This window comes from Pseudonocardia ailaonensis, from assembly GCF_039531635.1.
In the GTDB taxonomy this organism is placed as follows: domain Bacteria; phylum Actinomycetota; class Actinomycetes; order Mycobacteriales; family Pseudonocardiaceae; genus Pseudonocardia; species Pseudonocardia ailaonensis.
The window spans coordinates 212,404-227,480 of the sequence record NZ_BAAAQK010000007.1; the positions used below are offsets into that span (position 1 = coordinate 212,404).

A 15,077-nucleotide genomic window follows, 5' to 3' on the forward strand; every position below is an offset into this window, starting at 1 on the left:
CCCCGGGCAGCGTGTCGGGCCGGTCGCGAAGGCGCTGTGCCGAGCCCCGCCGTGATCACCGAAGCGGTGCGGTGGCGCAGTCCGGGGGGTGCGTGTGCGCACGGGAACGGCGGCTCGGCGGCTCGGCGGCGGTCGCGTCCTGCGGATATGTCTGGCGCGCAGGCCCGCGCCGCGGTTAGCGTCCGACCATGCCGAGCACCGGGGCCATCGTCGCCTTCCTCGCCGCGGCGCTCGTCCTCGTGGTCATCCCGGGGCCGAGCGTGCTGTTCATCGTCGGGCGCGCCCTGGCGTACGGGCGGCGGGCCGCGCTGACCAGCGTCGCGGGCAACACGACCGGCGTCGCGGTGCTCGTGGTCCTGGTCGCGACGGGGCTGGGGGCGATCGCGGCGGCGTCGGCCACCGTGTTCACCGTGATCAAGCTCGGCGGCGCCGCCTACCTGGTGTGGCTGGGGGTGCAGGCGTTCCGGCACCGCGGCGACCTGGTCGCCGCGCTGGGGGAGCCGGGCGCCCCGGCCGACCGGCGGGTGTTCCTGCAGGGAGTGGTGGTCGGCTTCACCAACCCGAAGCCGCTGGTCTTCTTCGTGGCCGTGCTGCCGCAGTTCGTCGGGGAGAACGCGCCGAACCCGGGGCTGCAGCTGCTGGTCTTCGGCCTGCTCTTCTGCCTGACGGGGGCGGTGCTGGACAGCACCTGGGGGCTCGTCGCGGGCACCGCGCGGGACTGGTTCGCCACGAGCCCCGCGCGGCTGCGGCGGCTCGGCGGCGCGGGCGGGTTGGTGCTGATCGGGATGGGTGTGGGGCTCGCGGTGACCGGCCGGCGCGACTGACCGGGCGACCCGATCAAGGTCTGTCCCCGCCGGACGGAGCGGCGTTAAGATCCGTTCAGGTCGGGGCCTGACTGGAGGCCTCATGCCCGCGTCCCGCCTACGCACCGCCCGATCATCCCGGGCCCGATCAGCACGGGCCCTGGTGCTCCTGCTCGCCGTCCCCCTCGCGCTCGCGGCCTGCTCCGCGCCCCCGGACCGGGCGATCACGCCCGCCACGCCGGCGGCCCCGGTCGTCCCCGAGGGCGGGATCGACCCCGCCACCACGTTCACCCCGGTCTCGGTCACCACGATGACCACGCCGTCGCCGGTCACCGCCTCCGACGGCCGCACCCATCTCGCGTACGAGCTGCTGGTCACCAACGCGACCGGCGCGCCCTACCGGCTGGACAAGGTCGAGGTCCTCGACGCCACGGACCGTAAGCCGATCACCACCCTCGACGGCGCCGCGCTCGCCGCGGACGCGAACCTGATCGGCGGCCCGGTCGGCGACGAGGGCACGGAGGACCCGCAGCAGAAGGCGCAGAGCATCCCGAACTCGGCCACCGCCGTCGTGTGGCTCGACGTCGTGCCCCAGGGCCCGACGCCCACCGCGCTGGTGCACCGCATCACCGGCTCCATCGGCGGGTCCCCGGCGATCACCTCGACCGTCGGCCGCGTCGACGTCTCGACGCAGACCGCGCCCGTGCTCGGCCCGCCGGTGGCGGGCGGCGGGCAGTGGTACGCCTCCGACGGCTGCTGCGCCGACGACAGCCACCACCGCCGCGGCCTCGCCCCGATCAACGGCACGCTGCTGGTCCCGCAGCGCTTCGCGATCGACTGGTACCTGCTCGACGACCAGCACCGCGCCTGGGTCGACGACCCGTCGAAGATCACGAACTTCCTGGCCTACGACCAGGCCGCGATCGCCTCGGCGGACGGGGTGGTGGTCGACGCGGTCGACGGCCTGCCGGACACCACCTCGCTGCCGAAGCCGCCGCCGTTGCCCCCGATCAAGGACACCGTCGGCAACCACGTCACGCTCATGATCGCCCCGGGCGTCTACCTGCTGTACGCGCACTTCAAGCCGGGCACGGTCGCCGTCGAGCGAGGTCAGAAGGTCAAGAAGGGCGACGTGCTCGGGCACATCGGCAGCTCCGGGAACTCCACGGCCCCGCACCTGCACTTCCAGGTGATGACCGAGCCGACCTTCTTCCCGACCGACAGCACCCCGTTCGCCTTCGACTGCTTCCGCCTCGACGGCCGGGTCACCGAGCGGATCTGGGACGACGTGCTGCCCGAGCAGCCCACCCCGGTCCTGCCCTTCGCGGCGTCGAACGACACCGCGCAGCACAAGGCCCAGATGCCCCTGGACCGCTCCGTCCTCACCTTCTGCTGACCCACCCACCCCCGCGAGTCGGCACTTTCGGGAGGCCGAAACACACGCTGACGACGTCGTAGATGTGTGTTTCGGCCTCCCGAACGTGCCGACTCGCGGGGGGTTCGGGAGGCACTGCCAGACTCGGCGCCGTGCCTCCCGCCTTCCAGGACGTGTACGACGCGCTGGCCGCCCGTCCCGCCGAGCTCGCCGCGGCCGGCGCCGCCCTGCTCGTCGTGGCGTGGACGCTGTCCTGGCGACTCACCCGCACGGTCGTGACCATCGCCCACGAGGGCGGCCACGCCGTGGTCGCGGTGCTGGTCGGGCGCGGGCTCACCGGCATCCGGCTGCACACCGACACCTCCGGCGTCACCCACTCGACGGGTGCCGGCCGCGGTCCGGGCGTGGTGCTGATGTTCCTCGCCGGCTACGTCTTCCCGCCCCTGCTCGGGCTGGGCGGCGCGGCGCTGGTCGCGGCCGGGCACACGGCCGTGCTGCTCTGGCTCGGCGTCGGGCTCCTGGTGGCCACGCTCGTGTACATCCGCAACCTGTTCGGGGCGTTCGCGGTGCTCGTCACGGGCGGGGTGCTCGGCGGGGTCGCGGTCCTCGCGCCGGCGAACTGGCAGGCCGGGTTCGCGGCCGCGCTGTGCTGGTTCCTGCTGTTCGGGGGCCTGCGGGCGGTCCGCGAGCTCGCCCGCTCGCGGCGCCGGCGCCGGACCTCGACCTCGGACGCGGACCAGCTCGCCGCGATCACGGGGGTCCCGGGGGGAATGTGGACGGGCCTGTTCGCTTTGATCGGGACGGCGGCGCTGCTCGGCGCCGGTTGGATCGTGTTCGTCTAGGAGGAACGTCCCAGTGGCCGACGAGTTCGAGGACTTCAACAAGCGCGTGATCCGTGAGTTCCGCGAGAACGACGGCAAGGTGGGCCCGCCGTTCGAGGGCGCCACGATGATCCTGGTGCACCACAAGGGCGCGAAGTCCGGCACCGTGCGCACCACCCCGCTGGTCTGGTTCGCCGACGGTGACCGCTACCTGATCGTCGCCTCCAAGGGCGGCGCGCCGGAGCACCCGGCCTGGTACCACAACCTCAAGGCCAACCCGGAGATCGACGTCGAGCTCGCCGACGGCAAGGGCGAGGTCCTCCCGCTGTCCGTGCACGCCGAGGAGATCACCGGGTCGGAGCGGGACGCGCTCTACACGAAGATCGTCGAGAAGGCACCGGGCTTCGGCGACTACGAAGAGAAGGCGAAGGGCATCCGCACCATCCCCGTGTTCGCCCTCACGGCCGCCTGACCTCAGCTTCCCCTCAGCTGCCGGGTCACGGTGGGGCGCCCGGTTCGGGTCCAATGAGGCCTCCCGACCCCGAAAGGCTCCCCCGTGACCTGGCTCGCCCGCCTCAGCCTGCGCAACCGGGCCCTCGTCGGCCTCGTGACGGTCCTGCTGGTCGCCTTCGGCGTGATCAGCACGACCTCGTTGCGGCAGGAGCTGTTCCCGTCGCTGGACGTGCCCGTGGCCACGGTGCTCACGCCGTACACCGGCGCGTCCGCGGACGTCGTCGAGCAGCAGGTCACCACGCCGATCGAGCAGGCGGTGCGGAACCTCGCCGGGGTCACCGGCAGCCGCTCGACCAGCTCGGGCGGCAGCTCGGTCGTCACGCTCGACCTCGAGTACGGCACCGATCTCGACGACGTCACCTCGCGGCTGCAGCGCGCCGTCCAGGGTGTGAGCCTGCCCACGGGCGTCACCCCGCAGGTGGTGACGGGTGGGATCGACTCGATCCCGGTCGTCCAGCTCGCCGTGTCCTCGGCCCTTCCGGCCGACCGCATCGCGGAGATCCTGCGCAACGACGTCCAGCCGATGCTGCAGGGCCTCGACGGGGTGTCCGCGGTGACCCTGTCCGGGCTCGCGGACCAGCAGGTCGTGGTCCGCCTCGATCCCGCGGCCGCCGCGGCGCGCGGGGTGTCCGCGGCGTCGATCTCGTCGTTGCTGCAGGCCAACGGGGTGCGGGTGCCGGCGGGGCAGCTCTCGCCGGACACGAACCCGCTGACGGTGCAGGTGGGGAGCCCGATCACCTCGGCGGCGCAGCTGGCCGACCTGTACGTGACGCCCGGGGTCGCGGCCGGCGGGGCGGGCGGCGGATCGCCCGGGCCCGGCGCCGCGGGGTCCGGGGCGGCAGGATCCGGCGCCGCGGGGTCCGGGGCGGCGGCGCCGGTCCGGCTCGGGGACATCGCGACCGTCACCTCCCAGGCCGCCCCTGCGACCGGCTACACGCGGACCAACGGCGCGCCCAGCATCGGCATCGGCGTGACGAAGACGCCGGACGCCAACACGGTCACCGTGTCCCACGAGGTGCGGGACGCGATCGGCAGGATCAGCGACGCGCTCGGCGGCTCCGCGCAGAACGCCCAGGTCACGGTGGTGTTCGACCAGGCGCCGTTCATCGAGCAGTCCGTGCACGACCTGACCGTCGAGGGCCTGCTCGGGCTCGCCTTCGCCGTGATCGTGATCCTCGTGTTCCTGCTGTCCGTGCGCGCCACGCTCGTCACGGCGGTGTCCATCCCGCTGTCCGTGCTGATCGCGATGATCGTGCTCGACCTGGGCGGCTACACCCTCAACATCCTCACGCTCGGGGCGCTCACCGTCGCCATCGGGCGGGTGGTGGACGACTCGATCGTCGTCATCGAGAACATCAAACGGCACGTCGGGCGCGGCCGGCCGACCCCGGACGTGGTCGTGGGCGCGGTGCGGGAGGTGGCCGGCGCGATCACCGCGTCGACGATCACCACCGTGGCCGTGTTCGCGCCGATCGGGCTGGTCGGCGGGCAGGTGGGGGAGCTGTTCCGGCCCTTCGCCGTGACCGTGACCGCCGCGCTGCTGGCGTCGCTCGTCGTGTCGCTGACGCTGGTGCCGGTGCTGGCCTCGGCGGTGCTGCGGGGGAAGAAGCGCGCGGCGGCCGGCTCTCGCGAGGTGGCCGGCGCGGCCGCTCCCGGGGCACCGGCGGTCGCCCCGGCGGAGGACGAGCCGGTCACCCGCATGCAGCGCGCCTACGTGCCCGTGGTGCGCGGCGCCGTCCGGCGGCCCGTCGTCACGATCCTGGTCGCCCTGCTCATCCTGGCCGGCACGTTCGCGCTGGTCCCGCGCCTGACCACCAACTTCCTGGGCGACGCGGGCGGCAACACCGTCTCCGTCACCCAGCAGATGCCGCCGGGCACCGGGCTGCCCCGGGCGGACGCGGCGGCGCGCCGGGTCGAGGACGTCGTGCGCGGCACCGCGGGCGTGCAGAGCTACCAGGTGACCGTCGGTTCGTCGGCGGGCACGTTCCGCCCGGGTTCGGCCGGCACCACGCCGACCCGCTTCTCGATCACCCTCGCCGACGGCAGCGACGCCACCGCCGTCCAGGACGACCTGCGCACCCGCCTGGCCGCCCTGACCGACGCCGGCGAGCTGACGGTCGCCGGGGGCCAGGGCGGGCTCGGCGGCAGCGACCTGCAGGTCGACGTGCACGCCGCGGACCCGCAGGCGCTCGCGCAGGCCGCCGACCAGGTGCAGAAGGCGGTCGCGGGGATCGCCGGGGTCACGGACGTCCGCAACGACCTCGCCGCCGCCCAGCCGAGCGTCGACGTCCAGGTCGACCGGCAGAAGGCCGCCGCGGCCGGGCTGACCGAGGCGCAGGTGGGCCAGTCGGTCGCCGCCGCGCTGCGCGGGACGCCCATCGGGACCCTGACGATCGACGGCGTCGACGAGTCCGTGGTGCTGCGCGCCGGGGACCCGCCGGCGGACGTGCCGTCGCTGCGCTCGCTGCCGATCACGACCCTGCGCGGCCCCGTGCCGCTCTCGGAGCTCGCGACGGTCACCGAGACGAGCTCGGCGCCGACGATCTCGCACACGGACGGCACCCGCTCGGCGTCGATCACCGCGCGCCCGACGGGCGACGACGTCGGCGCCGCCTCGACCACCCTGCAGACCACGATCGACGGCCTCCGGCTCCCGGCCGGCGCGACGGCGGAGATCGGCGGGGTGAGCACGCAGCAGTCGGACGCGTTCACCCAGCTCTTCCTCGCCCTGCTGGCCGCCGTCGCCGTCGTCTACCTGGTCATGGTGGTGACCTTCCGCAGCCTCGTGCAGCCCCTCATCCTGCTGGTCTCGGTGCCCTTCGCCGCCACCGGCGCGATCGGGCTGCTCGTGTCCACGGGCACGCCGCTGGGCGTGCCGGCGCTCATCGGGATGCTCATGCTCGTGGGCATCGTGGTGACCAACGCGATCGTGCTGATCGACCTCGTCAACCAGTACCGGCGGGCCGGGCACAGCATCCGCGACGCGGTGCTGGAGGGCGCCTCGCGGCGGCTGCGGCCGATCGTGATGACGGCCGTGGCGACGATCTTCGCGCTGCTCCCGATGTCGCTGGGGCTCACCGGGGGCGGGGTGTTCATCTCGCAGCCCCTCGCGATCGTGGTGATCGGCGGGCTCATCAGCTCCACGCTGCTCACCCTGGTCCTGGTCCCGGTGCTCTACTCGCTGGTGGAGCGGGCGCGGGAGCGGCTGCGGGGGCGCCGGGGTGAGCCGGCTCCCGCCCTTGCGGGCGAGCCGAGCGCCGCCCTCGCGGGCGAGTCGGACACCCTCGTGGGCGGGTCGGACACCGCCGTCGCGGGCGAGCCGGACACCGCCCTCGCGGGCGAGCCGGGGCCGGAGAGCCTCCCCGCGTCCAGGGCCTCGAACAGCGTCGGGGCGGCGGAACCGGCGGACGGTGGGGCACCGGCGGTTCCCCCTGCGGTGCCCCAGGGGCCGGGGCTGCACGGGATCGTCGCGCACCCGGACGGGTCGCCGCTCGCCGCGGCCACCGTCGTGGTGTTCGACCAGCAGGGCGCCCAGCTGGGTGCGACCGTGGCCGACGCGCAGGGCCGCTACGCCCTCGGCCTGCCCGCCGCCGCCGAGTACCTGCTGGTGGTGCACGGCGACGGTCGTGAGCCGCTGGCGGGCTGGGTCCCGGGTACCGCGGACTCGACCCGCCACGACGTCACGCTCGGGGGAGTCCCCGAACCCCACCGCAGCTGACGGACCGGCGCGATCGGGCTGGGGAACGGTCGATGTCCGACCGTTCCCCTGCCCGATACCGGGGGAGCGAGGGGCGGCGCCGGTGTGTCAGGGTTCGACTCGTGAGCATCTCTCTCGAACAGGCCCGCACGATCGTCGACGCCGCCCTCGCGCACGGCACGGAGCAGGGCTTCAACCCGCTGACCGTGGCCGTGCTCGACCCGGGCGGGGCGGTCGTCGCGCTCGCCCGCCAGGACGGCTCGGGCTTCCTGCGGCCCGATCTGGCGGTCGCCAAGGCCAGCGGTGTGCTGGCCCTGGGCATGACCAACCGCGCCATCGCCGCCCGCGCGGCGGACTCCCCGGAGTTCTTCACCTCCGTCGCGAACCTGGCCGGCGGCAAGATCCTCTCCGTGCCCGGCGGCGTGTTCGTGAAGGACGGCGCCGGGGCCCTGCTGGGGGCGGTCGGCGTGACGGGCGACGCCTCGCTCAACGACGAGGCCGCCGCCGTCGCGGGCATCGAGGCTGCGGGCCTGACCGCGGTCACCGGCGCGGAGCAGTGAGCCCGGGCCGGGCCGCGCTCGGCCGGTCCGCCGCCGTCCCGTCCCGCGCGGCGCTCCTGCCGGGCCCGGTCCGGCTGGGTGAGATCGGCCCCGGCCGGGCCGTCCCCGTTCGACCGTGAGCTCTCCCGATCCCGTCCGCCGCGCCACCTCCCTCGGGCTGGTGTTCGCGGTGGTCTCCGCGGTGTCGTTCGGCACCTCGGGACCCTTCGCCAAGGCCCTGATCGACGCGGGCTGGTCCTCGACCGGCGCCGCGCTCGTCCGCATCGGGGGATCGGCGGTGATCGTGCTGGTGCTGCTCGCGATCACCCGGCCCGGCGTCGTCGCGGCGCTGCGGGCGGACGGGCCGGCGCTGCTGCTCTACGGGGTGCTGGCGATCGCGATGGTGCAGGTCTCGTTCTTCAACGCCGTCCGGTACATGCCCGTGAGCATCGCCCTGCTGATCGAGTACCTCGGCCCGGTGCTGGTCATCGCCTGGGTGTGGGCGGTGCGCCGGCAGCCGCCGGGCGGGCGGACCCTGGCCGGGGGAGCGGTCGCGATCGTCGGGCTGCTGCTGGTCGTGCAGGTGTGGTCCGGGACCGCGATCGCGCCTGCCGGGCTGGTGTGGGGGCTGGCCGCCGCGGTGTGTCAGGCCAGCTACTTCCTGCTGGCCGACCGCGCGGGTGCGACGACCCCGCCGCTGGTCCTGGCCGGGGTGGGGATGGCGGTCGGGACCGTCGTCGTCGCGCTGCTGGGGCTCGTCGGGCTGCTGCCGGTGGTGCTCACGACGCCCGAGCGGGTCGTGCTGGGCGGCGTGGACGTGGGCTGGGTCGCCACCGCGGCGCTGCTCGTGGTCGTCTCCACGGTCGTCGCGTACCTCACCGGGGTGCTCGCCATCCGGCGCATCGGCGCGGCCCGGGGCTCCCTCGTGGCACTGTTGGAGGTCGTCGCCTCGGCGGTCCTGAGCTGGCTGCTGCTGGGCGAGGTGCCCGCCACGATCCAGCTGGTGGGTGGGGCGCTGATCCTCGTCGGCGTGGCGCTGACCCGGACGCGGCCGGCCACCCTCGGCGAGCCGGCGCCCACGGACTGAGCGCCGACCGGCGCCCGCCGGTATCACCGCGGCGCCCCGGTCGCTCCTCCCCGCAGCACCGCTTCCGGAGGAGGTCCGCCATGGCCGACGTCGCAGAACGGGTCCACCGCTACATCCTCGACGGCGATGACGCGGACCTGCGTCGGCTGCTCGGGATCGCCGAGGTCTCGGCCGACATGGCCCGCGACGGGTTCCGCCGCGCCGGGGTGGCGGAGGGCTGGCGTGCCCTGGACTGCGGCTGCGGCCCGATCGGCGGGCTCGCCGTCCTCGCCGAGCTGGTGGGCCCCACCGGGCGTGTCGTGGGCGTGGACATCGCCCCGGCGACCGTCGCGCGGGCCCGGCAGGTCACCGCCGAGCTGGGCCTGGACACCGTCGAGGTCGTCGACGGGGACCTCCACCGGCTCGACGCCGACCGGCTCGGCGGCCCCTTCGACGTCGCCTTCAGCCGGTTGTTCCTGATGCACCAGCCGGACCCCGTCGCGACCCTGCGCCGGATCGGGGCCCTGCTCCGCCCGGGCGGGATGCTCGTGCTGCAGGAGCCGGTGCGGGCCGTGCCCCCGGCCGCTCATCCGCCGCTGGCCGCGCTCGGCGCCTACTGGGCGCTCCTGCACGACGTGATGGAGTCCGCCGGCGCCGCCCACGACGCCGCGGCGGACCTGCCACGTTCGGCGGTGGCGGCGGGACTCGAGATCGTCCACCAGGGCGGGTCCTTCGGGGTGGTGTCGCCCGAGACCGGGCTGGCGCTGCACGCCGGCACGGTGGCCGCCGCCCGGGCGCGCGTCGCGGCGGCCGGCGGCCCCGTCGACCGCATCGACGCCCTCGCCGAGGAGATCCGGGCCGCCGATCCCTCCGACCACGACTGGGTGAGCTCGCCGTTCTTCCTCGACCTGCTGCTGCGCCGACCCGCCTGACACGGGACGGCCCGCCCTCCCCACCGAAGGGGAGGACGGGCCGTCACCACGTCTCGTCCGACCGCCGCGACCCGACCGCGTCGACGCAGGTCAGGTCGCTCTGGCGCGGTCAGACGTCGTAGTACAGGGCGAACTCGTACGGGTGCGGACGCAGGCGCAGCGGGTCGATCTCGTTCTCCCGCTTGAAGGCGATCCAGGTCTCGATCAGGTCCGGGGTGAACACGCCGCCCTCGAGGAGGTAGTCGTGGTCCTCCTCGAGCTTGTCGATGACGGCGCCGAGCGAGCCGGGGACCTGGGCGATGTCCTTGGCCTCCTCCGGCGGGAGCTCGTAGAGGTCCTTGTCGATCGGGGCCGGCGGCTCGATCTTGTTCTTGATGCCGTCGAGGCCCGCCATCAGCATCGCCGAGAAGGCGAGGTACGGGTTGCCCGACGAGTCGGGGCAGCGGAACTCGATGCGCTTGGCCTTGGGCGAGTCGCCGGACAGCGGGATCCGGATGCAGGCCGAGCGGTTGCGGGCCGAGTACACCAGGTTGACCGGAGCCTCGAAGCCCGGGACCAGGCGGTGGTAGGAGTTCACCGTCGGGTTGGTGAACGCCAGCAGCGACGGCGCGTGGTGCAGCAGGCCGCCGATGTAGTACCGCGCGATGTCGGAGAGGCCGCCATAGCCGGACTCGTCGTGGAAGAGGGGCTGGCCGTCCTTCCACAGCGACTGGTGCACGTGCATGCCCGAGCCGTTGTCGCCGAAGAGCGGCTTCGGCATGAAGGTGGCGGTCTTGCCCTGCTGCCAGGCCACGTTCTTGACGATGTACTTGAACAGCATCAGGTCGTCCGCACCCGAGAGCAGGGTGTCGAACTTGTAGTTGATCTCGGCCTGGCCGGCGGTGCCGACCTCGTGGTGCTCGCGCTCCACGGTGAAGCCGGACTCCTGCATCGCCGTGACGATGTCGGCGCGCAGGTCGGCGTAGTGGTCCACCGGCGGGACGGGGAAGTACCCGCCCTTGTAGTTGACCTTGTAGCCGAGGTTGCCGCCCTCCTCCTCACGGCCGGTGTTCCACCAGCCCTCGGAGGAGTCGATGTGGTGGAACGTCTCATGCGGGCTCGAGCCGAAGCGGATCGAGTCGAACACGTAGAACTCGGCCTCGGGGGCCATGTACGCGGTGTCCGCGATGCCCGACGCGGCCAGGTACTGCTCCGCCTTGCGCGCGATGTTGCGCGGGTCGCGGGAGTACGGCTCGCCCGTGATCGGGTCGTGCACGAAGAAGTTCATGTTGAGCGTCTTGTGCTTGCGGAACGGGTCGACGCGCGCCGTCGTGGTGTCCGGCAGCAGCGCCATGTCGGACTCGTTGATCGCCTGGAAACCGCGGACGGACGAGCCGTCGAACGCGGCGCCGTTCTCCAGCAGGTCACCTGCGGTGGAGGCGGGGACGGTGAGGTGCTGCATCACGCCGGGCAGGTCGCAGAACCTGATGTCGACGTACTCGACCTTCTCGTCCGAGATGTACTTGAGTACCTCTTCGGCGTTGCTGAACACGCTCTGTGGCTCCTTCGCTCGACTCCTGGAGGTGGGCGCGACGCTAGGGCGGCCGTGTTGCCCGTTCATCACTCGTGGGTTTCACAGACGTTAACGGGCCCGTGCAGCGGCCAGTCTCACATGGGACAACTAGGCTAAGGGCCATGGCGCGGTTCCTCGACCCCGAGAGTGACGGATCACCCGTCAGGTCCGGCTCGTCGTCCGGTGGGGTCCGTTCGGAGCAGGGTGATCACCCGGGTGCCCGATTCGGCCTGCCCGCGGCAGGGGTCGGCTCCACCGCCGGGTTCGGACGGCGGTTCGTCGGCGTCCTGGTCGACTGGCTGCTCGGGTACGTCATCACCCTGGCAGTCCTGGGCCTCGACGCGCTCGGCTCGACCTCCATCGGCTGGTGGGTGTGGCTCGCGTGGTTCGTCATCACGCTGGTGCCCACGGCCCTGTTCGGCATGACACCGGGCATGGTCGCCGTCGGCATCCGGGTCGCCCGCGTGGACATGGCCGCGGCGGTGGGGATCCGCGCGATCCTGCGCACGGTCCTGCTGGGCCTGGTCGTCCCCCCGGTCATCCGGGACGACGACGGCCGGGGCTGGCACGATCGGGCCTCCCAGACGATCGTGGTCCGCACCCGCGCCTGACACTGCGGCGGCCCGACACTGCGGCGGCCCGACACTCCGGCGAAGGTCACCGTTTCCGTGCACTCACGCAGATCGACGCTGCGTCAGCGCTCCCGAACGGTGATCACCGGCAGGTCCTGCCGTGATCAGCGACTGCGTGCCCGCAGTCACGCCGACGGTGCACCAGGGCACTCGGACGACGATCGCGCAGCAGCGCGTCGCGCGGTGATCGGCGGTGCCGTGCTCCCATGCACGCCAAGGCTGCGGGAGAGCACGACAACGGCGATCACCGAGGGGAAGGGTCAGCGGCGGCGGACCGTGCGCTGGACGCTCCGCATCTTGGCTCCCGCGGGCATCGGGCCCTTCGGGAGGGCGGCGGCGCGGCTGCCGAGGGCGGCGAGGCGCGTCTCGAGGGAGTCCATCTCGTTCGCGCTGATGTTGCGGGGCAGCTTCATCATGTAGCGCTGCAGCTGCTTGAGGGGGATCTGGCCCTCCTCGTTGCCCACGATGACGTCGTAGATCGGGACCTTGCCGGCGATCCGCGCGGTGCGCTTCTTCTCCTGCGCGAGCAGCGACTTCACCCGGTGCGGGGCGCCCTCGGCGACGAAGACGATGCCCGGACGGCCCACGACCCGGTGCACCGCGTCGAGGTGCGTGGTGCCCGCGACGCCCTGCGTCACCCGCCACTGCCCGCGCATCTGGTCCAGCGCCCAGCCCGCGGCGCCCGGCTGCCCGTCCGCCTGCGAGTAGACGGACGACTGCACGCGGCGGCCGAAGATGCTGATCGCGGCCAGCACACCGATCGCGAGGCCGAACACCAGGCCGACCCACTGCCAGCCGAAGATCAGGCCGATCCCGAACCCGGCCGCGGCGCCGAGCACGAGGCAGCCGATCATGATCGGGAGCAGGAGCTTGTCCTGCTTCCGCTGCATCTGGAACGCCTGCCAGATCTGCGAGCGGCGCTGTTTCGATTCCGCGCGCTTCTCCGCCTTCAGGCGCTTCTGCGTTTCCTTGTCGGGCTTGCCGGCCATGCCCGACAGGATACGGGCTGGCAGCGCGCTCGCGCCGCACCGGATGCAGGAACGGTCCCCCCGCGCGGCGGATCCGCCCGGGAGAGCCGTCCGTGCGGGTCAGCTGCGGGCGAGCAGGCTGCGCGCCTCCTGGGCGGCGGCACCCTCGGACGCGAGGTGGGCGAGGTTCGGCGAGAGCTCCTCACCGCGGTGGGCGACGGTCTGGGCGTAGAGCCGTCCCGCCCGGTACGAGGAGCGCACCAGCGGCCCCGCCATCACGCCCGCGAAGCCCATCTCCTCGGCGGCCTCGGAGTGGGCGACGAACTCCTCGGGCCTGACCCACCGCTCCACCGGATGGTGGCGCTTCGACGGCCGCAGGTACTGGGTGATCGTGATGATCTCGCAGCCCGCCGCGTGCAGGTCCCGCAGCGCGGCGGTGACCTCGTCCGGGGTCTCACCCATGCCCAGGATCAGGTTCGACTTGGTGACGAGCCCGGCGGCGCGGGCCTTGGTGATGACCTCGAGCGAGCGCTCGTAGCGGAAGGCCGGGCGGATCCGCTTGAAGATCCGCGGCACCGTCTCCAGGTTGTGCGCCAGCACCTCGGGCCGGGTCGCGAAGACCTCGTCCAGCTGCGCGTCGATCGAGTTGAAGTCCGGGATCAGCAGCTCGACGCCGGTGCCGGGGTTCATCGCGTGGATCTGCCGCACGGTCTCGGCGTAGAGCCACGCCCCACCGTCGGGCAGGTCGTCGCGGGCCACGCCGGTGACGGTGGAGTACCGCAGCCCCATCTGCTGCACCGACTCGGCGACCCGACGCGGCTCGTCCCGGTCCAGGTCCGCGGGCTTGCCGGTGTCGATCTGGCAGAAGTCGCAGCGCCGGGTGCACTGCTCGCCACCGATGAGGAAGGTGGCCTCGCGGTCCTCCCAGCACTCGTAGATGTTCGGGCAGCCGGCCTCCTCGCACACGGTGTGCAGGCCACCGGTGCGGACCAGGCCCTTGAGCTCGGTGTACTGGGGGCCGGTCCTCGCCGTGGTGCGGATCCACGCGGGTTTGCGCTCGATCGGGGTCTCCGCGTTGCGGACTTCCAGGCGCAGGAGCTTCCGGCCGTCGGGAGCAATCGTCACGCCCACCAGGGTACGCCCCGGGCGAGAGCCCATGGTCGACTCCGGAGGCTCCCTCCCGAGTGCCGATGGTCGACTCCGCAGGCTCCGTCTCGCTGCCCGTGGTCGACCCCGCGGGTTACAGATCTGGCCTGATCCCCGTCTCCGCGATCGTCACGTCCCACAGCCGCGCGGCCAGCGAGAGGTCCCGCGCGGCGGCGCTGCGACGGGCGGGAGCCGGGTGGCCGCGGACCTCGAAACGCGGCCCGACGTACGCGCCGCCCTCCACCGGGCCGACAGCCGCGAAGAGCTGGGGGAGCACCCCGATCCCGATCCGCTGCGTGGTGAGCAGGTTCACCGGGCGCGCGAGCCAGCCGGCGCCGCGGGCCCGCAGCGAGGCCCCGAGCAGATCCGTGTCCGTCATCCCCGGGTGCGCGGCGACGGCGATCGTGGACTCCCCGCGCAGGCGCCGGTCGAGCTCCGCGGCGAAGAGCAGGTTCGCCAGCTTGGACTGCGAGTAGGCCGTGCCGGGCCGGTAGGCGCGGCGCTGGAAGTGCAGGTCGTCGACGTCCAGCCCGCCGCCCCGGTGCGCCAGGCTGGAGACGACGACGATCCGCGACGCCGGCCCGTTCCGCAGCGCCGGCAGGAGCAGCCAGGTCAGCGCCGCGTGCCCGAGGTGGTTGGTGGCGATCTGCCGCTCGAACCCGTCGATCGTGACGGCCGGGGGCACCCCCATCACCCCGGCGTTGTTCATCAGCACGTCGAGCCGGTCCCCGGTGCGCTCGCGGACCTCGGCCGCGACCGCGCGCACGGAGTCCAGGTCGGCGAGGTCCAGCGCGACGGGCTCGACACCCGGCGGAACCCGGGAGGGATCCCGGCCCGTGCCCAGCACGCGGGCCCCGGCACCGACCAGCAGCCGGGCCGACTCGTGGCCCAACCCCGAGGTCGCGCCCGTGACCAGGACGGTCCGCCCGCCGAGCGCACCCATGTCCGAAGCGGTCCATCGCGTCATCACGGGCAGGGTAGAGCGCGGCCCGTGGATCACCGAGCCCGGCGTCGGCCCCCGGGATACGCTCCG

General features: G+C 73.4%; 13 protein-coding genes. 9 read left to right on the forward strand and 4 right to left on the reverse strand.

The features are described from left to right. The first annotated feature begins 188 nt into the window (after positions 1 to 188). The 8 genes from ABD324_RS15710 (at position 189) to ABD324_RS15745 (ending at position 9,746) form a co-directional block, all read left to right on the forward strand. Complete coding sequence (locus ABD324_RS15710) at positions 189 to 824, forward strand: LysE family translocator (RefSeq protein WP_344417193.1); 636 nt, start codon at positions 189 to 191, stop codon at positions 822 to 824. Between the two features lie 142 nt (positions 825 to 966). Beyond that, on the forward strand, positions 967 to 2,199 hold the full coding sequence (locus ABD324_RS15715; RefSeq protein ID WP_344417196.1) for a M23 family metallopeptidase: 1,233 nt from the start codon (positions 967 to 969) through the stop codon (positions 2,197 to 2,199). A gap of 131 nt (positions 2,200 to 2,330) precedes the next feature. Next, entirely contained in the window at positions 2,331 to 3,020 is a 690-nt protein-coding gene (locus ABD324_RS15720; RefSeq protein ID WP_344417198.1) for a M50 family metallopeptidase, read from the forward strand. A 13-nt stretch (positions 3,021 to 3,033) separates the two neighbouring features. Next, positions 3,034 to 3,471 (forward strand): nitroreductase family deazaflavin-dependent oxidoreductase, encoded by a 438-nt coding sequence (locus tag ABD324_RS15725; RefSeq protein WP_344417201.1) that lies wholly within the window; start codon positions 3,034 to 3,036, stop codon positions 3,469 to 3,471. Between the two features lie 84 nt (positions 3,472 to 3,555). Then, complete coding sequence (locus ABD324_RS15730; RefSeq protein ID WP_344417204.1) at positions 3,556 to 7,230, forward strand: efflux RND transporter permease subunit; 3,675 nt, start codon at positions 3,556 to 3,558, stop codon at positions 7,228 to 7,230. Between the two features lie 101 nt (positions 7,231 to 7,331). Next, entirely contained in the window at positions 7,332 to 7,769 is a 438-nt protein-coding gene (locus tag ABD324_RS15735) for a GlcG/HbpS family heme-binding protein (RefSeq protein ID WP_344417207.1), read from the forward strand. A gap of 115 nt (positions 7,770 to 7,884) precedes the next feature. Further along, positions 7,885 to 8,835 carry an EamA family transporter gene (locus tag ABD324_RS15740; RefSeq protein ID WP_344417210.1) on the forward strand — a complete coding sequence of 317 codons (951 nt, stop codon included), beginning with the start codon at positions 7,885 to 7,887 and terminating at the stop codon, positions 8,833 to 8,835. Positions 8,836 to 8,915: 80 nt separating this feature from the next. Then, complete coding sequence (locus tag ABD324_RS15745; protein WP_344417213.1) at positions 8,916 to 9,746, forward strand: class I SAM-dependent methyltransferase; 831 nt, start codon at positions 8,916 to 8,918, stop codon at positions 9,744 to 9,746. Positions 9,747 to 9,855: 109 nt separating this feature from the next. On the opposite strand, the gene glnA is transcribed toward ABD324_RS15745, so the two are convergent. Further along, complete coding sequence (glnA, locus tag ABD324_RS15750; protein ID WP_344417216.1) at positions 9,856 to 11,277, reverse strand: type I glutamate--ammonia ligase; 1,422 nt, start codon at positions 11,275 to 11,277, stop codon at positions 9,856 to 9,858. Between the two features lie 143 nt (positions 11,278 to 11,420). Between glnA and ABD324_RS15755 the strand changes: the two genes are divergently transcribed. Further along, a complete protein-coding gene (locus ABD324_RS15755) occupies positions 11,421 to 11,909 on the forward strand; it encodes an RDD family protein (protein ID WP_344417218.1) in 489 nt (162 codons plus the stop codon). A gap of 281 nt (positions 11,910 to 12,190) precedes the next feature. On the opposite strand, the gene ABD324_RS15760 is transcribed toward ABD324_RS15755, so the two are convergent. From ABD324_RS15760 to ABD324_RS15770, 3 genes are all read right to left on the reverse strand, one after another. Then, positions 12,191 to 12,919, reverse strand: a complete 729-nt coding sequence (locus ABD324_RS15760; protein WP_344417220.1) for a DUF4191 domain-containing protein — start codon at positions 12,917 to 12,919, stop codon at positions 12,191 to 12,193. A 99-nt stretch (positions 12,920 to 13,018) separates the two neighbouring features. Further along, positions 13,019 to 14,023 carry a lipoyl synthase gene (gene lipA / locus ABD324_RS15765; RefSeq protein WP_344417222.1) on the reverse strand — a complete coding sequence of 335 codons (1,005 nt, stop codon included), beginning with the start codon at positions 14,021 to 14,023 and terminating at the stop codon, positions 13,019 to 13,021. A gap of 115 nt (positions 14,024 to 14,138) precedes the next feature. Then, complete coding sequence (locus tag ABD324_RS15770; RefSeq protein WP_344417224.1) at positions 14,139 to 15,011, reverse strand: SDR family NAD(P)-dependent oxidoreductase; 873 nt, start codon at positions 15,009 to 15,011, stop codon at positions 14,139 to 14,141. Positions 15,012 to 15,077 lie beyond the last annotated feature (66 nt).